The organism is Corynebacterium sp. (assembly GCF_030535495.1).
Taxonomy (GTDB): domain Bacteria; phylum Actinomycetota; class Actinomycetes; order Mycobacteriales; family Mycobacteriaceae; genus Corynebacterium.
Window position 1 is genome coordinate 1 of sequence record NZ_JAUNRW010000051.1, and the last position, 15632, is coordinate 15632.

At 66.9% G+C, this 15632-nt stretch carries 18 protein-coding genes; 5 read left to right on the forward strand and 13 right to left on the reverse strand.

Annotated elements, in window-relative coordinates; genetic code table 11:
- Positions 1 to 56: 56 nt before the first annotated feature.
- Genes Q4F73_RS07640 through Q4F73_RS07650 form a run of 3 tightly spaced genes read right to left on the reverse strand, consistent with a single transcriptional unit; the run spans position 57 to position 2910 of the window.
- Positions 57 to 416, reverse strand: a complete 360-nt coding sequence (locus Q4F73_RS07640; protein WP_303358757.1) for a hypothetical protein — start codon at positions 414 to 416, stop codon at positions 57 to 59.
- Position 417: 1 nt separating this feature from the next.
- Positions 418 to 2049 carry a peptide chain release factor 3 gene (locus Q4F73_RS07645; protein WP_303358758.1) on the reverse strand — a complete coding sequence of 544 codons (1632 nt, stop codon included), beginning with the start codon at positions 2047 to 2049 and terminating at the stop codon, positions 418 to 420.
- Between the two features lie 24 nt (positions 2050 to 2073).
- Positions 2074 to 2910, reverse strand: coding sequence for an SDR family NAD(P)-dependent oxidoreductase (locus Q4F73_RS07650; protein WP_368660517.1), 837 nt, complete (start codon positions 2908 to 2910; stop codon positions 2074 to 2076).
- A gap of 67 nt (positions 2911 to 2977) precedes the next feature.
- Between Q4F73_RS07650 and Q4F73_RS07655 the strand changes: the two genes are divergently transcribed.
- Positions 2978 to 3526, forward strand: a complete 549-nt coding sequence (locus tag Q4F73_RS07655) for an NADPH-dependent FMN reductase (RefSeq protein ID WP_303358760.1) — start codon at positions 2978 to 2980, stop codon at positions 3524 to 3526.
- Between the two features lie 65 nt (positions 3527 to 3591).
- Here the strand turns inward: Q4F73_RS07655 and Q4F73_RS07660 are convergent, their stop codons facing one another.
- From Q4F73_RS07660 to pth (Q4F73_RS07670), 3 genes are read right to left on the reverse strand one after another with little or no spacing between them, the layout of a single operon-like run.
- A complete protein-coding gene (locus Q4F73_RS07660; RefSeq protein WP_303358761.1) occupies positions 3592 to 3741 on the reverse strand; it encodes a hypothetical protein in 150 nt (49 codons plus the stop codon).
- Between the two features lie 11 nt (positions 3742 to 3752).
- Positions 3753 to 3881 (reverse strand): hypothetical protein, encoded by a 129-nt coding sequence (locus tag Q4F73_RS07665; protein ID WP_303358762.1) that lies wholly within the window; start codon positions 3879 to 3881, stop codon positions 3753 to 3755.
- Positions 3882 to 3937: 56 nt separating this feature from the next.
- A complete protein-coding gene (gene pth, locus Q4F73_RS07670; RefSeq protein WP_303358763.1) occupies positions 3938 to 4543 on the reverse strand; it encodes an aminoacyl-tRNA hydrolase in 606 nt (201 codons plus the stop codon).
- On the opposite strand from pth (Q4F73_RS07670), the gene Q4F73_RS07675 reads away from it, so the two are divergent.
- Positions 4542 to 5504: a nitronate monooxygenase gene (locus Q4F73_RS07675; RefSeq protein WP_303358764.1), complete on the forward strand. Its 963-nt coding sequence runs from the start codon at positions 4542 to 4544 to the stop codon at positions 5502 to 5504. The two genes, pth (Q4F73_RS07670) and Q4F73_RS07675, sit on opposite strands and share 2 nt — an antisense overlap.
- Before the next feature lie 43 nt (positions 5505 to 5547).
- Positions 5548 to 7005: a glyceraldehyde-3-phosphate dehydrogenase gene (locus Q4F73_RS07680; protein WP_303358765.1), complete on the forward strand. Its 1458-nt coding sequence runs from the start codon at positions 5548 to 5550 to the stop codon at positions 7003 to 7005.
- Positions 7006 to 7078: 73 nt separating this feature from the next.
- Here the strand turns inward: Q4F73_RS07680 and Q4F73_RS07685 are convergent, their stop codons facing one another.
- The 5 genes from Q4F73_RS07685 to Q4F73_RS07705 all read right to left on the reverse strand — a co-directional run bounded on the left by Q4F73_RS07685 (position 7079) and on the right by Q4F73_RS07705 (position 11211).
- Positions 7079 to 7378, reverse strand: a complete 300-nt coding sequence (locus Q4F73_RS07685; RefSeq protein WP_303358766.1) for a hypothetical protein — start codon at positions 7376 to 7378, stop codon at positions 7079 to 7081.
- Positions 7379 to 7624: 246 nt separating this feature from the next.
- Positions 7625 to 8350 carry a maleylpyruvate isomerase family mycothiol-dependent enzyme gene (locus Q4F73_RS07690; protein WP_303358767.1) on the reverse strand — a complete coding sequence of 242 codons (726 nt, stop codon included), beginning with the start codon at positions 8348 to 8350 and terminating at the stop codon, positions 7625 to 7627.
- On the reverse strand, positions 8350 to 9177 hold the full coding sequence (locus Q4F73_RS07695; protein ID WP_303358768.1) for a fumarylacetoacetate hydrolase family protein: 828 nt from the start codon (positions 9175 to 9177) through the stop codon (positions 8350 to 8352). The genes Q4F73_RS07690 and Q4F73_RS07695 overlap by 1 nt, the downstream gene beginning before the upstream one ends.
- 6 nt (positions 9178 to 9183) lie before the next feature.
- Positions 9184 to 10305, reverse strand: coding sequence for a cupin domain-containing protein (locus Q4F73_RS07700; protein ID WP_303358769.1), 1122 nt, complete (start codon positions 10303 to 10305; stop codon positions 9184 to 9186).
- A gap of 123 nt (positions 10306 to 10428) precedes the next feature.
- Entirely contained in the window at positions 10429 to 11211 is a 783-nt protein-coding gene (locus Q4F73_RS07705) for an IclR family transcriptional regulator (protein WP_303358770.1), read from the reverse strand.
- Positions 11212 to 11353: 142 nt separating this feature from the next.
- Between Q4F73_RS07705 and Q4F73_RS07710 the strand changes: the two genes are divergently transcribed.
- Together Q4F73_RS07710 and Q4F73_RS07715 are read left to right on the forward strand one after the other, a co-directional pair.
- Positions 11354 to 12631, forward strand: coding sequence for an aromatic acid/H+ symport family MFS transporter (locus tag Q4F73_RS07710; protein ID WP_303358771.1), 1278 nt, complete (start codon positions 11354 to 11356; stop codon positions 12629 to 12631).
- A gap of 15 nt (positions 12632 to 12646) precedes the next feature.
- Entirely contained in the window at positions 12647 to 14011 is a 1365-nt protein-coding gene (locus Q4F73_RS07715; protein WP_303358772.1) for an FAD-dependent monooxygenase, read from the forward strand.
- A gap of 98 nt (positions 14012 to 14109) precedes the next feature.
- Here the strand turns inward: Q4F73_RS07715 and pth (Q4F73_RS07720) are convergent, their stop codons facing one another.
- Together pth (Q4F73_RS07720) and Q4F73_RS07725 are read right to left on the reverse strand one after the other, a co-directional pair.
- Entirely contained in the window at positions 14110 to 14658 is a 549-nt protein-coding gene (gene pth / locus Q4F73_RS07720; protein ID WP_303358773.1) for an aminoacyl-tRNA hydrolase, read from the reverse strand.
- 72 nt (positions 14659 to 14730) lie between these two features.
- Complete coding sequence (locus Q4F73_RS07725) at positions 14731 to 15384, reverse strand: 50S ribosomal protein L25/general stress protein Ctc (protein WP_303358774.1); 654 nt, start codon at positions 15382 to 15384, stop codon at positions 14731 to 14733.
- Positions 15385 to 15632: the final 248 nt, after the last annotated feature.

Consider the following 15632-nt stretch of genomic DNA (forward strand, 5'->3'; position numbering starts at 1 on the left):
CGCAGCGGCGGACAGTGCGGGGGGGGGTCCCTAACCCCAGGCTTTAGGTGCCCAAGCTACTCCACAACGACGCCGAGGTTGAGCCCCTCGATCTCGTAGGCACCGACTCCGCCGGCGACCTGCGCCGCGAGATCCGCCGACACAGACTCAGTCAGCGGGATGATCCATCCGCGCTTCGGGTCGTGGGCGGGCACCAATCGCTCGTCGCGAACCGGGATGAGGTTGACCACCAGGTCACCGGCGACGAGGGCGACCGGGCGGCGGGAGGTGGCGGCGTCGATAAGCGAAGCCGCACCGGAGGCGGGCAGGGTGAGCACCACCATGGATGAGGCGGTGTGCACGGACATACCCGGGGCATCGACGCGCACGGTGTCGGCGGGGACGTCGACAAGCTCTTTGCGACGGAACAGTGCCACGTTAATCAGCCACCATCGGTTCCATGGTCAGCTCCGGGTGCTCCTTCTCGATGAAGGCGAGCTTCCACTTGTCGCCGAACAGGGCGATGAGTTCGCCGTCGGTACGCGTGAACACCTCGACGCCGCGCTGCCGGCCCAGCTCCGCGGCGGAAGCGGCATCGGTGCGGCGGGCGACGGAGTAGGGGACCGGGTCGGTGACGGTCTCCACGTTGTACTCGACCTCCATGCGGGCCTGCATGACCTCGAACTGCATGGGGCCGACGGCGGCCATGACGGGGTTGGCCTCGCCGCGGGCGTCGTTACGCAGGATCTGCACGACGCCCTCGGAATCCAGCTGCTCGAGGGCCTTACGGAACTGCTTGTACTTGCCCAGGGTCTTCGCGCGCAGGGTGCGGAAGTGCTCGGGGGCGAACTGCGGCATCGGCGGGAACTGCACCTTACGGCCGGAGTAGATGGTGTCGCCGGGCGCCAGGGAACCGGCGTTGACCAGGCCGACGATGTCGCCCGGGAATGCGGCTTCCACCGTCTCGCGGGTGCGGCCGAAGACGGTGAGTGCGTACTTGGTGGAGAAGGAGCGCCCCGACTGGGCGTGGGTGACCTGCATGCCGCGGTCGAACTCGCCGGAGACGATGCGCATGAAGGCCAGGGTGTCGCGGTGCTTCTTGTCCATGCCGGCCTGGACCTTGAACACCACGCCGGAGAAGTCGTCGTCGAGCTCCCGGACCTCGTCGATGGCGGTGGTGGCGGCTTCGACGGCCTTGGGATCAGAGTCGCGGGAACGCGGTGAGGGCGCGATGGCGCACAGGGTGTCCAGGATCTGGTGGACACCGAAGTTGAGCATCGCCGAGGCGAAGATGAGCGGGGAGGTCACGCACTGCTCGAAAAGGTCCTGGTCATGCAGGGCGCCGTCGGCGGCAAGCAGCTCAGCCTCCTCGACGGCCGTCTCCCAGACGTCCTCCTCGCGCGCCTCGGCCTCGGACGGGGAGTAGTGCTCCTCCGGGGCGATCGTCGAGCCACCGGCGGTGCGGATGAAGTGGATGTACTCCTCGACCTCACCCTCCTCGCCGACGCGGGCCAGGCCGCGGAAATCACCGGCGATGCCGACGGGCCAGAACAGTGGCGTGGGCTGCAGGCCGATCTCCTGGACGATCTCGTCGACCAGCTCGAGCGGCTCGCGGCCGACGCGGTCCCACTTGTTGATCACGGTGATGATCGGCAGTCCGCGCGCCTTACACACGCGGAAGAGCTTGAGGGTCTGCGGCTCGAGGCCCTTGGCGGCGTCGATGAGCATGACGGCGGCGTCGACGGCGGTGAGCACGCGGTACGTGTCCTCCGAGAAATCCGCGTGACCGGGGGTGTCGACGAGGTTGATCATGTACGGCTCGCCCTCGTGGCCCTCGGGCGCGTACTCGAACTGCAGGGCGGAGGACGCGATGGAGATGCCGCGGTCCTTCTCCATCTCCATCCAGTCGGAGACGGTCGCCTTGCGGCCGGCCTTGCCGTGGGTGGCACCCGCCTCGGAGATGATGTGCGCGTGCAGCGCCAGCGCCTCGGTCAGGGTGGACTTACCGGCATCGGGGTGGGCGATGACGGCGAACGTGCGGCGGCGTGCGGCTTCGGCGGTGGTGCTCATAAGTCCTTGAGCGTAGTCGCTGTGCTACTCCCAGGTCACACCGAGTGCGTGCGCCGCGTCCTCGAACACCCGCTGGGCCAATTCCGGGTCCCGCGAGGTGCGGCGTTGAATGCCCGGCCGTCGCTTGTCGTTGTAGTAGCGGCCGGACTCCCAGTGGATCCCCGGCGTGCCGGCGACGAAGTACGCCAGATTGCGTCCGCCGTCCGGAGCCGGGCGGAAGGTCCGGGCGATCGCCGTCTGGTAGCCGTAGTGGATGATGCCGGACGTCTCGGTGCCGAAGTTCGTCGCGATGACGCCCGGGTGAAAGGCCACCGCGTTGAGCCCCCGGTGGTGGTAGCGGGCATGCAGTTCCCGGGTGAACAGGACGTTGCCGAGTTTGGAGTTGCCGTAGGCCCGGGCGGGGGAGAAATTGCGCTGGGTCTCCGGGTCCTCCGGGTTGAAGCGGGACAGGAAAGCCGAGGCCATCGACGAGGTGGCCACCACGCTCGCGCGCGACTCCAGCAGTCTCGGCAGCAGCAGGTTGGTCAGCAGATAGGGCGCCAGCTGGTTGACCTGCCAGGTCAGTTCGAAACCGTCGGCGGTGCGGATGGGGCCGTCGAACATGCTGCCTGCGTTGTTGGCGAGGACGTCGATACGCTCCAGCCCACGGAGGGTGGCGGCGAGTTCACGCACGTCGTCCAGGCGGGAGTAGTCGGCGACGTGGAACTCGGCTCCGGTGGCCGCGGCGATGGCCGCGGTCTTGTCCGGGTTGCGGCCGACGAGCACGAGTCGGGCGTCGGGAAGCGCGGCCCGCAGGAGGCGGGCGGCGGCGGCACCGATGCCGTCGGATGCGCCCGTGATGACGATGGTCGAGGCTGACACAATCTCTATTGTGCCCGTGCCAGGTACACTTGGATGTGTTTTCGTCAACAAATTCGTAGGAGTGCACATGAAGATCGGCATAGTCATCGGATCCATTCGCGACGGACGTTTCGGCGAAGGTGTCGGGCAGTGGGTCGTCGAGGCCGCGCAGCAGCGCGAGGCCGCCACCTACGAGGTCCTCGACCTCAAGGAACTCAACGTCCCGCTGCTCACCGCCGCAACCGTTCCGGGTGCCGCGAACAAGCAGTACGAGGACGCCAACGTCACCGCCTGGTCGCAGGCCGTCGACGCCTGCGACGGCTTCGTCTTCATCACCCCGGAGTACAACCACGGTGTGCCCGGCGCCATGAAGAACGCCTACGACTGCCTCGGTATGGAGTGGCAGGGCAAGCCGGTGGCCTTCGTCTCCTACGGCGCGGCCGAGGGCGTGCGTGCGGTGGAGCAGTGGCGTCAGATCGTGGGTAACTTCGAGCAGTACGACGTGCGTAACCAGGTGTCGCTGTCCATCTTCAACGATGTCGACGACAACGGTTTCGCCCCGCAGGAGCGCCGCGCCGGCGAGCTGGAGACCATGCTCGGTGATCTGGAGAAGCTCGTCGCGCAGATGGCGAAGTAGCTTATCGACGCAACAACGGCGCGCCCCGCACTCACCGTGGGGGCGCGCCGTTGTCGTGCGCGGGACTAGTCGTCCCAGTCGTCGTCATCCCAGCGGTCGTCGTCCCAGTCATGGACGATGGGCGGGATGGGCAGGGACGAGGTGGCGGGGATGATGCCGCCGGTGAACGAGGTGACCATCGCCATGACGGCGGCGATGAGGGCGGTGATGTTCATGGTGGGGCTCCTTAATCGTCGAAGATGTCGTCCCAGTCATCGAAGGATGACAGGAAGCCGAATCCGAGGAGGGACTTGAGGAAGGACAGCAGGTCCATGGCGGTGGTCCTTATCTTGAGGGGAGTGTGCCTTTCTGGCACACCCCTATTCCACCGCCGGCAGATGACACCACCGTGAGCCGCACATGAGGGTTATTTCATCGGGAGTGAACGATGTTCTGTGCCTTGTTCAGACCCTGCTCGATGATGAGGCGGCAGGCCTCCGTGGCCAGGGAGATGTCCTCGCCGCCGTCGACCGGCCCGAGGACGTGGTCGGTCACGGACACGCCCTGCGGTGGGCGGGCGATGCCGATGCGGACGCGCAGGTAGTCGCGGGTACCCAGCTGCTCGGTCATGGATTTCAGTCCGTTGTGGCCGTTCTCGTTCCCGCCCTTCTTCACCCGCACGGTGCCCACCGGCAGGTCGAGCTCGTCGTGGACGGCGATGATCCGCCCCGCCGGCACATCGAGGCCAGCCAGGGCCTGCCCGGAATGGTTCATGTACGTCGTCGACCGCAGCACGAGGACGTCCTGATCGGCGATGCGCAGCCGGGCATGGTGCGCCTTGGCGCCGGGCACGGGGGCGAGGGGTTGGCCGTCGAGGAGCTTATCGACGGCCATGTAACCGACGTTGTGCCTGGTGGCGTCGTACTTCGCTCCGGGGTTGCCCAGGCCGATGATGATCCAGTCGGCGCTGAGATCCGGAGTCGGCTGACGGCGGAAAAGGTCGAAGATCTTGAACACGAGCGATAGTGTCTCACACATGGACATTCCGCAGATCATCGTCGCGCCCATGGCCGGTGGACCCTCCACCCCGGCACTTGTCACCGCGGCCGCCGCCGCCGGTTCCCTCGGCTTCCTGGCCACCGGTGGGGCGCCCGCGAGCGTCCTCGTCGAGCAGATGGCGCAGGTGGAAGGGCGATACGGAGTCAACCTGTTCACCCGGCAGGCCCCCTTCTCCTCGCTTGCCGACGTCCACGCCGTCGCCGGCGATCGCGAGCTGCCCGAGGTGGATCTGTCGAACGACTTCGACGCGAAGTTCGCCGCGGTGCTGGAGGCGGAACATCCGCCGGTGGTGGTCTCCGCGACGTTCGGCCCCTTCACGCGCAGCGAGATCGATGCCCTGCACGCGCGCGGAATCGCCGCGTGGATCACCGTGACCAATCCCACTGACGCACAGGCGGCGGCGCAGGCGGGTGCCGATGCCCTCGTCGTCCAGGGCCCGGAGGCCGGTGGGCACCGCTCCACGTGGAGCATCGAGGTCACACCCGATACCCGTTCGCTGTCCGAACTTGTCCGGTCCGTGGCCGAGGTGGTCGACCTGCCGCTCATCGCTGCCGGCGGCATCCGGGATGCGGCCGACGTGGCCGATGTGCTGGCGCTGCCCGGTGTCGTCGCCGTGTCCTGCGGTTCCGCCTTCCTGCTTGCCGACGAAGCCGGCACCTCCGCCCTCAACCGCGAGCTCCTCGCCGAGGGCGGGCAGACCGTGGCCTCCCGCGCCTTCAGCGGGCGGGTGGCCCGCGGGTTGGAAACGGAATTCAGTCGGAACAATCCGGACATCCCGCCGGTGTACCCGTATCTTGTGCCGCTGCAGGCGGCCGAGCGGGCGGAACGCCCGCGGGAGGTGGCCTACTGCCTGGTGGGGGTGGGCGTCGACAAGCTCGGGGGTGGGCCCACCGCAGCGATTCTCGCCGGTCTCACGCCTGAACAGGCGATGTCGCGCTAAAGTCGGGGGGACGTATCCCCACACCCACGGAGGTAGAAAAGCAGTGACCGCCACCGCGCAGCCCGAGCAGAACAACTGGAACGACAAGATTGCCCTGGCTCAGGAGATGCTGCCGCTGATCGGCCAGCTTCACCGCAACAACGACGTGGTCGTCTCCATCTTCGGACGACTGCTCGTCGGTGCCACCGACATCGACATCATCAAGGCGCACCGCTACGCCCGTCGTGTCGCTGACCGTGAGATGCAGCTCGACCAGACCATCCCGGTCCTGCGCGAGCTCGTCGACATGAACCTCGGCACCGCCTCCATCGACCTGGGCCGTCTGGCCACCGGCTTCGAGAAGTCCGAGGGCACCGACCTGCGTGCCTACCTCGATGAGGAGCTCGCCGAGATCGTCGGCAAGCGCTCCGAGGCCGAGCCCCGCGACGTCGTCCTCTACGGTTTCGGCCGCATCGGCCGCCTCCTGGCCCGCATCCTCATCCAGCGCGAGGCCACCTACGGCGGTGTCCGACTGCGCGCCGTCGTGGTACGCAAGAACTCCGAGGATGACATCGTCAAGCGCGCCTCCCTCCTGCGCCGCGACTCCGTGCACGGCGCCTTCGACGGCACCATCACCGTCGACCGCGACAACGACGTCATCTGGGCCAACGGCACCAAGATCCAGATGATCTACTCCAACTCCCCGGCAGAGGTCGACTACACCGCCTACGGCATCTCCGACGCCATCGTCGTCGACAACACCGGCCGCTGGCGCGACCGCGAGGGCCTGTCCCAGCACCTCGAGTCGAAGGGTGTCGCCCGTGTGGTGCTCACCGCGCCGGGCAAGGGTGATCTGCTCAACGTCGTCTACGGCATCAACCACGACAAGATCACCGACGACGAGAAGATCATCACCGCCGCCTCCTGCACCACCAACGGCATCACCCCGGTGCTCAAGGTCCTCAACGACCGCTACGGCGTCGAGCACGGTCACGTGGAGACCGTCCACTCCTTCACCAACGACCAGAACCTCATCGACAACTTCCACAAGGGCACCCGCCGCGGCCGCGCCGCCACCCTCAACATGGTGCTCACCGAGACCGGTGCCGCGAAGGCCGTCTCCAAGGCCCTGCCGGAGTTCGAGGGCAAGCTCACCGGTAACGCCATCCGCGTCCCCACCCCGGACGTGTCCATGGCCGTGCTCAACCTGACCCTGGAGAAGGAGGTCGACCGCGACGAGGTCAACAACTTCCTCCGCAAGGTCTCCCTGCACTCCGACCTGCGTCAGCAGATCTCCTACATCCACTCCCCGGAGGTCGTGTCCACCGACTTCGTCGGCACCACCCACGCCGGCATCGTCGACGGTCTGGCCACCATCGCCTCAGGTCGCCACCTCGTCGTCTACGTCTGGTACGACAACGAGTTCGGCTACTCCAACCAGGTCATCCGCATCGTCGAGGAGGTCGCCGGCGCCCGCCCGCAGATCTACCCGCGTCGCCTCGAGGCCGCTGAGCTGAAGTAGCTCGATCGGCCCGGTACTCCGCGTGGAGAACCGGGCCGTGTCTTTGACGACAGCGCAGGTGTCAAGGAACAGCTCACACTCGCCCGTCGGTGGCCACCGCAATCATGGCCAGGAGCAGGTGCTGCCCGCTCTGACAGGCACCGACGCTGACCCAGTCAGCTGCTGACTGGGACATTGACTTGAGGATGTGCGTTTCCCGGCGCATGTGGTCCATTGTCTCTTGTGGGTCCAGTGGATGTGGTCCGGCGGAGCCCACCGTGAAGGTCACCTGGATATGCGCGGGGGAACCATCCGGCGCCGTCAGCTGGGCCTGAACGGGAACGTCGGGGTGCGGCTCGTCGGAGATGGCGGCCCGGATGTCAATCTCGCCCACCGGAGTAGCGGTACGGGACTCCCACACCACCGTGCTCTCGTCGACGGGAGAAAAGGCAGAAGGAGATGTCGCGACTGTGAGAGAGAATCCACCGCAATGGAGGACGAGCGCGTCAGACTCCACAGGCTAACCTGACGTCCCGACTGATGCCCGAGGCTGTACGCATGTTCGCCGAGCTTAGGGCATGACTGGCCCCGCCGCCCCCTCGACAGGAAGAGGGGACGGCGGGGCGTCGATAAGCAGGGGCTAGAGCCAGCGCGGGGGAGCGGGCACCTCACCCTGCGGGGAGGTCACACCGCGGTCGCCGCGGCCGGAGGCCCAGCGGGCCAGGCCGGCCCAGTCACCGTGGATCTCCACGGTGTTCTCACCGGGGGAGACCTCGATGCGCTCGCCGTCCTCCGGCACGAGCACCAGGCCCGCGCCGTCGCCGGCACCGCGCCATTTGCCCGCGATTTCCGGGACCAGGGTCTGCAGGATCACGGTGGGGATGTCGGAAAAACCGGCGTTGACGTCGAGGTCGACGGCGTGCAGCCACACCTCACGGGTGCGCATCCACAGCGTCTCCGAGGCGGGGACAGTGCGTCCCTGCGCGGTCTTCACCTCGGTCTGCCAGGCCTGCTCCGGGAGGTCGCGCCAGGCGACGTCGAGGCGGACCAGGGTGTGGTCGTGCAGGTTACGGATGGCATCCGGAATAAGCGTCGCACCGCGGGCGATCTCCTCGTTGCGGGCCTGCGGGGAGGAGTACATGGGGGTTTCCTCGCCCGTCTCCGCCCAGTGCATGAGGTTGCACAGCGCGTTGGCGTTGTAGGCCACGTGGGCGGCCAGGTGCGCCACGGTCCAGTCCGGCAGCAGAGTGTCGCGACCGAACTCGGCGTTGTCGATGAGTGCCAGCTGGCCCGAGAAGTGCGCGGTGCCGCGGCGGGTCAGGTTGAGGCGCTCGGCGATGGACAGATCGTGGAACGACTGGGTCATTACTCGAACACCGTCTTGTTGGCGACGTAGCCCAGGCCGCCGATCTCGACCTTGACGACGTCGCCGTCGCCGATGTAGCGCTTCGGGTTGCGGGCGTGGCCGACGCCGCCCGGGGTACCGGTGACAATGACATCGCCGGCGTCGAGCGGGTAGATGTGAGAGATGTACTCGACCAGCTGTGCCGGGTTAAACACCAGGTCGTCGGTCGGGGTGGTCTGCATCTTGTCCTCGCCGAGGTAGGTGGCCAGCTCGCCGCCCAGCTCGAAGGAGTCGGAGGTGGTCATCCACGGGCCGAAGCCGGCGGTCTTCTCGAAGGACTTGCCCTGGTGCCACTGGAGGGTGCGGTACTGGTAGTCGCGCATGGTGTAGTCGTTCATGACGGCGTAACCGGCGATGTACTCGGCGGCGTCGGCCTCCTTGACACGACGGGCGCGCTTGCCGATGATCACGGCCAGCTCACCCTCCCAGTCCAGCTCGGCGTTGGCGTACTCCGGGACGAGGACGTCGTCGAAGGGGCCGGTGAGGGCATCCGGGAACTTGACGAACAGGGTCGGGACCTCGGGCAGCTCGCGGCCCATCTCCTTGATGTGGTTGGCGTAGTTGAGACCGATGCAGACGATCTTCTTGGGGGCCGGGACGACGGCCTCCAGGTCGCTGAGCTCAAAGGAGATCTCCTCGCCGCTGGTCTGCTCGGCGACCTCGCGCCAGTTGGCCTCCTGCAGCAGGTCGCCGACATTGGCGAAACCGTCGATCTGCACGGCGGTGGTGTCGGACTCGACGCGGGCGGCGAAGGTGCCCTGGGCGGAGCGGATGGTGGCAAGACGCATGGTGATTTAGATTCCTTCCGGAGTGTAGGTACGTGCAAGATTCAGCTTCTCAAAGATCGGGTGATCAGAGAAGCAGAAGAGATCGACGCCGTCGGTGCCGGCCTCGATGGACCACAGCTTCCACGACGGGACATTGACGACGTCGCCGTGGTTCATCTCGAAGGTCTGGTCGCCGACCTTGATGGTGGCGGAACCCTCGAAGACCTGGAAGACGCGGTTGCCGACCTCCTTGACCGGGGTCGTGGAGGCGCCGGCGCGCAGGCGGTGGAACTCGGCGCGGATGGTCGACATGACGTCGCCACCGGTGGTGGGGTTGGTGTAGCGGATCGCCGCGTGGCCCGGGCCGACGACACCGGGGAATCCGGCGTCCTCGAGAGCGAGCTGGTCGTTGAGGGCGGCGTCGGTGTGCTCCCAGGCGTAGCGGCCGATGGTCGAGGAGCTGGTGGCGCCCGGGAAGGCGACCGGGCGCAGGCCCGGGTGCGCCCACAGGCGCTCGGAGCGGGAGTAGTCCGGGGTGGACTCGTCGGTGAGCTTCTCGGAGCCGTACTCGAAGAAGCCGGTGTCCATCTGGTAGGCGAACGGGATGTCCAGGCCGTCGAGCCAGGCCATCGGCTCGGTGGCGATGTTGTGGTGGCCGTGGAAGTTCCAGCCCGGGGTGAGCAGGAAGTCTCCGCGACGCATCGGGACGGCGTCGCCGTTAACGACGGTCCACACGCCCTCGCCCTCGATGACGAAACGGAAGGCGTTCTGGGAGTGGCGGTGCTCGGGGGCGTTCTCGCCCGGGGCCAGGTACTGGATCGCGGCCCACAGGGTCGGGGCGATGTAGGTCGGGCCGCCCAGGCCCGGGTTGGCCAGGCCGATGGCGCGACGCTCGCCGCCACGGCCGACCGGGACCAGCTCGCCGGAACGGCGGGCCAGCTTGATCAGCTCGGACCAGTCCCAGCGGTGGGCCAGGGCCTGCGGGTCCGGCTCGTTCGGCATGAGGCCACCGATCTGGTTCCACAGGGGCTTCATGTGGAGATCGTCCATCTTGGCGTACATGTCGTTGAGCTCGGCCTGTTCCTCAGGCGTCGGCTCCGGGACCACGAATTCAACGTGCTTGTTGGAGTAGTCGGTGCTCTCGCTCATGCGTGAACCTCCTGCGGGTCAAGGGGTGGTTGTGACCCCAAACATAGGGTGCTGGAGGTTGTGACTCAAAGATTTTCCGCTATGTGGAATAACGGGCCGGGGGTAGACATTGCTACCCCTGAGTCAGGCCTTGATGTCCGGAGCGGTGAGGCGCAGGCCCTCCAGGCGGCGGTTGAGATCCCGGGAATGCTTGACCAGGATTTCCGCGCAGCGTCGGTGAACTCCGCGGAATCGCCCCGTCGGGGTGGCGACGGTGATGGCTCCGAGGATGTCGCCCAGATCGTTGCGCAGGCACACGCCGATGGCGGAGACGTCGTGCTCGTAGAGGCCGTTGTTGATGGAGAACCCGCGACCGCGTGTGCGGTGGAGCTGTCGGCGCAGGGACTCGAAGTCGGTGTCGGGAAGCGCGGGGTAGAGGGCGCGCAGTTCGGCGGCGGAGCGCTCCGCCAGCATGACCAGCCCGCCCGCGTTCTGCTCGGCGGGCATGACCTGACCTCGGCGGATGCCCACACGCACGGGATGGGAACCCTCCACGGTGTGGAGGAAGTGGACCTTGTTGCCCACCAGCACCATGAGGTGGGTCGTCTCGGCCGACTCGGTGGCGATGGCCTGCATGTGGGGCAGGCAGGCGGTGATGAGCTCATTGCCGACGCCCGGCTGCAGGCTCGACGACGACAGTGCCGGGCCGGGCAGGTAGGTGCGGGATTCGCTGCGGGTGGCGAAGCCGCGGTAGACGAGCATCGCCATGGAGCGGTGCACCGTCGAGGGGCTCACCCCGAGCTCCTCGGCGGCTCCGGAGACAGTGAGTGTCCCGCGGTCTCGCAGCATGAGAATGAGGGTGAGGGAGTGGTCCACGGACTGCAGAAACTCCCGCGGGGGTGGGCCGTGGGTGGGAGCGAGTGACATCTAGATCACACCTTCCGCTATCTGGAATACCTTTGATTGTAACCCCGATCACCCAGATGATGTGCGTATGGCACCAATCTCCCCGAACCCGCACAGCGGGTCCACGGCCGTCGGCGCGGCCCGTGGCACACAGACACCCGACATGGGTGACAGCTCAGGTTTCACCATCCTCGGCATCGGCGGGCGCCGCCTGGCCGCCGTGCTCATCGGCTGGTTCTTCGTCGTCTTTGACGGCTATGACCTCATTGTCTACGGCACCGTGCAGACCGAGCTCATGGAGGAGTGGGGGCTCAACTCAGCCCAGGCCGGCACCATCGGATCCACCGCCTTCCTCGGCATGGTCATCGGCGCGGTGTGGGTGGGGCGTATGTCCGACCGCGTCGGCCGCAAGTTCGCCGTCATCGGATCCGTCATCGTCCTGTCGGTGTTCACCCTGCTGTGTGCGTTCGCCATCAGCCCGTGGATGTTCGGCGCCTTCCGCCTGCTCGCCGGTATCGGCCTCGGCGGCCTCGTGCCGTCGGTCAACGCGATGACCTCCGACCTGGTCCCGCGTAAGACCATGTCCGCGTGGGCCACCATCATGATGTCCGGCGTCCCGCTCGGCGGCTCCATCGCCGCCATCCTGGCCCAGTTCATCGTGCCCTCCCATGAGGAGTGGGGCTGGCGCTTCATGTTCCTCGTCGCCATCGTCCCGCTGGTCATCGGCCTGCCCATCGCCATGAAGGTCATCCCCTCCGACCAGGCCATCCGCGAGGATCACGCCGCGCGCGAAGGGGAGGATGAACCCGCCGGCTTCAAGGACCTGCTCACCGGCAAATACATGGCGATCTCCATCTGGTTCTCCATCGCCACCTTCGTCACCCTGCTGGCCTGGTACGGCCTGGGAACCTGGCTGCCGCGCCTCATGCAGACGGCAGGCTACGACTTCGGCGCCGCCCTCAACTTCACCCTGGCACTCAACCTCGGCGCCATCCTCGGCTCCGTCGTCACCGCCTGGGCCGGCGATCGCTTCGGCCCCCTCAAGTCGGGTGCTGTGGCCGCGGGCGTGGCGGGTGTGGCCCTGTTGATGCTGCTCACCGAACCGCCGGTGCTGGCCGTGTACGTCATCCTCATCCTGGCGGGTGTGGGTACGCACGGCACGCAGATCCTCATCATCGCCGCCGTGGCCAACTTCTACCCGCACAACCTGCGCGGCACGGCCCTCGGCTGGGCCCTCGGCGTCGGACGCATCGGCGCGGTGGTTGCCCCGCAGCTCGCCGGACTGCTGCTCAACTGGAACCTCGGCGTGGGCTCGAACTACCTGCTCTTCGCCTGCTCCGCGCTGTTGTCCTCCCTGTCGCTGGTGGTCCTGTTCTTCATCCACCGCCGGATGCCGAACCCCAACGTCACCGTCATCTCTTCCCACTCCGATCCCCGTTAGAAAAGGAAGTCTCTCATGTCCGACCACATCCTCAGCTCCTCTGACGAGCTCAGCGGCCAGAAGATCATCATCGCCGGTGGCGGTATCGGCGGTGCGGCCGGTGCCCTGGCCCTGGCGCTGCGCGGCGCCGACGTCACCCTCTACGAACGAGCCCCCGAGTTCAAGGAGGTCGGCGCCGGACTGCAGATCGGCCCCCACGGCGTGAAGATGCTGGAGAAGTGGGGCCTGAAGGACCAGGTCTTCGAGGCCGGCTACCTCCCGGAGCGCATGCAGTTCCGCGACGCCATCACCACCGAGCCGATCCTCACGATGGACTTCGGCGAGGAGTTCCAGGCGCACTACGGTGGCTGCTACCTGGTCATTCACCGCTCCGACCTGCTGTCGATCCTCGTCGCGGCCGCGCAGGACGCCGGTGCGACCCTGCACAACGGTGTGCAGGTCCTCGGCGCCGACACCCGAGACAATGGCGTTACCGTCCACATCGAGCATCGTGCCGACGGCCGCACCGAGGACGTCGACGCCGATCTGCTCATCGCCTTCGACGGAATCCACTCGGTGTTCCGCAAGGAGATCGTCCAGGACGAGCCGGTGCCCTCGGCCTACGTCGCCTACCGCGGCACCTCCGCGCTGCCCGAGGATCCGGACATGAAGGGGCTCACCGACGTCGTCGGCTACATCGGCCCGCGCTGCCACTTCATCCAGTACCCGCTGCGCAACGGCGAGCTGCTCAACCAGGTCGCCGTGTTCCAGTCCCCCCGCTACCTCAAGGCGCTCACCGAGGGCACCGCGGTTCCCGAGGACTGGGGCAACAACGAGGAGTTCCGCACCGCCTTCGACCACACCCACGACTTCATCCAGGGTCGCCTCGGTTCGATGTGGCTGGACACCTGGTGGCAGATGTCCGACCGCGAGCCCCTGGACAACTGGGTCGTCAGCGACCGCATCATCGTCATGGGTGACGCCGCGCATCCGCCGCTGCAGTACCTGGCATCCGGCGCTGTCATGGCGATGGAAGACGCCGAGTGCCTGGCGCTCTACGCCTCTCAGGCGGCTGCCTCCGGTGAACTGGACTGGGGTTCCGTGCTTGCCGACGTCTCCGGCGAGCGCGCCCCGCGCTGCGCCCGCATCCAGACCACCGGCCGTTTCTGGGGAGAGCTGTGGCACGTGGACGGGGTCTCCCGCCTCATCCGCAACGAGACCTTCCGCCAGGCCGGGCGTACCTCCTGGTACCCCTACGTGGATTGGCTGTGGGACTACGACGCGGATCGCCGCGAGTACCTGCAGGACCCGTCCAAGGGCGAGCTTCCGGATGCCCTCAAGGAGTGGGAATACAACATCCACCGCGTCATCGCCGGTCGCGAGAACGAGCTGACGATCTAGCTCGAGCCCCCAGTCTGCACACTCCTAAGTCTAGACAGATCGCGAACAGGGGTTGTGCAGAAAACTGAACGCTGTGCAGGAGAGATGTTGCACAGGAGCTAGAGGGTGCGCTCGAGCTCGTCGGCGGCGTCGGCAAGCAGGAAGGGCAACTCCCCGGCCTCCTGCCGGGAGAAGGGCTTGAGGACGAAGGCCGCCGGGTCCATGCGACCCGGCGGTCGGCCGATTCCCAAGGCCAGGCGCTGGTAGTCCTTCGTGCCCAGGGACTTCGAGACCGACTTCAGGCCGTTGTGCCCGTGGTCACCCCCGCCCAGTCGCAGGCGCACCTCGCCGAATCCCAGCTCCAGTTCATCGTGCGCGACGACGATGTCCGAAGGGGCGATCTTGAAGAACGTCGCCAGGGCCTTGACCGGCCCACCGGAGACGTTCATGTAGCCGCGGGTGCGGGCCAGCACCAGGCGACGACCCTGGTGGCGGACCTCGGCGACCTCCGTGTTCGTGCGCTTGTGCACGGAGAAGGTGGCGGGCATGGGGGAGATGCGAGAGGCGAGTTCGTCGAGAAGCATGACACCGATGTTGTGCCGGGTGTCGGCGTACTGCGCGCCGGGATTGCCCAGGCCGACGATGAGAAGCGGGGAGTCAGTCACCATTCCAGTGTGGCACAGCAACGAAGCGACCCCCGTTCACAGTGAACGGGGGTCGTCTCAGGCAGGGGGAGTGGTCTACTCCTCGCCCTCGCCGGTGGTCTCCGGAGCGCTCTCGGAGCCCTCCTCGCCAGCCAGCTCGACATCGCCGGCGCCATCCTCGGTGGCCTCGGTCTCCTCCGGCTCCTCCTCCGGAACGGTGATGGAGACGATGAGGGTCTCGGGATCGGCGGCCAGGGTGACACCCTCCGGGAGGGTGACGTTCTCGGCGAAGATCTTGTCTTCGATGCCCAGGCCCTCGACGGAGACGGTGAAGGACTCCGGGATCTCGAGGACGTCGGCCTCGACGAGGATGACGTCGGCATCCTGGACGAACATCAGGCCCGGCTCCGGCTCGCCCTCGACGGCGACCGGGACCTCGACCTCGACGCGCTCGCCGCGCTTGATGCCCAGCAGGTCGACGTGGTCGATGTTGAGGGTGAGCACGTTCTGGTCGAGGTGCTTGATCATGGTGAGGTGCTTCTCGCCGTCCACGTCGAGCTCGACGACGGCGTTGACGCCCTGGTTACGCACGATGGCGGTGAACTCGACACGGTCCACGGAGAAGTGAACGTTCTCGGCGCCCTGGGAGTAGATGACGCCCGGAATGCGGCCGGCAACGCGCAGGCGGCGGGCGTAGCCCTTACCGAACTCTTCGCGGGGGGCAGCGGTCAGGGTGGGGTACTTGGCCATGTGGCTGTATCTCCTTGTTGTTTACGGCCGCCAAGCGAAAAAGCCTGCGACCGACTCTGGTCTGAGGTGACAATGTCCTCGTCGAGTCATCGCAGGCTGAAATAAACCCTATGATCGCGTCGATAACGGCTCCTGGGAGCCCTCGCCGAGACGTGGGTGATCTTATCAGCGGGGGGCGGGGGGATTCAAATACTTCGACCCCTCCCGCCGGGTCAGCGCCGCCACCTCGTGTTCGTCGAGGAACGTCC

Bases quoted from the DNA above. Each gene is read 5' to 3' on its own strand.
- Q4F73_RS07645 (WP_303358758.1), bottom strand. From the start codon at position 2,049: ATGAGCACCACCGCCGAAGCCGCACGCCGCCGCACGTTCGCCGTCATC.
- Q4F73_RS07655 (WP_303358760.1), top strand. From the start codon at position 2,978: ATGAAGATCGGCATAGTCATCGGATCCATTCGCGACGGACGTTTCGGC.
- Q4F73_RS07660 (WP_303358761.1), bottom strand. From the start codon at position 3,741: ATGAACATCACCGCCCTCATCGCCGCCGTCATGGCGATGGTCACCTCG.
- Q4F73_RS07675 (WP_303358764.1), top strand. From the start codon at position 4,542: ATGGACATTCCGCAGATCATCGTCGCGCCCATGGCCGGTGGACCCTCC.
- pth (WP_303358763.1), bottom strand. From the start codon at position 4,543: ATGTGTGAGACACTATCGCTCGTGTTCAAGATCTTCGACCTTTTCCGC.
- Q4F73_RS07690 (WP_303358767.1), bottom strand. From the start codon at position 8,350: ATGACCCAGTCGTTCCACGATCTGTCCATCGCCGAGCGCCTCAACCTG.
- Q4F73_RS07695 (WP_303358768.1), bottom strand. From the start codon at position 9,177: ATGCGTCTTGCCACCATCCGCTCCGCCCAGGGCACCTTCGCCGCCCGC.
- Q4F73_RS07700 (WP_303358769.1), bottom strand. From the start codon at position 10,305: ATGAGCGAGAGCACCGACTACTCCAACAAGCACGTTGAATTCGTGGTC.
- Q4F73_RS07705 (WP_303358770.1), bottom strand. From the start codon at position 11,211: ATGTCACTCGCTCCCACCCACGGCCCACCCCCGCGGGAGTTTCTGCAG.
- Q4F73_RS07710 (WP_303358771.1), top strand. From the start codon at position 11,354: ATGGGTGACAGCTCAGGTTTCACCATCCTCGGCATCGGCGGGCGCCGC.
- Q4F73_RS07715 (WP_303358772.1), top strand. From the start codon at position 12,647: ATGTCCGACCACATCCTCAGCTCCTCTGACGAGCTCAGCGGCCAGAAG.
- pth (WP_303358773.1), bottom strand. From the start codon at position 14,658: ATGGTGACTGACTCCCCGCTTCTCATCGTCGGCCTGGGCAATCCCGGC.
- Q4F73_RS07725 (WP_303358774.1), bottom strand. From the start codon at position 15,384: ATGGCCAAGTACCCCACCCTGACCGCTGCCCCCCGCGAAGAGTTCGGT.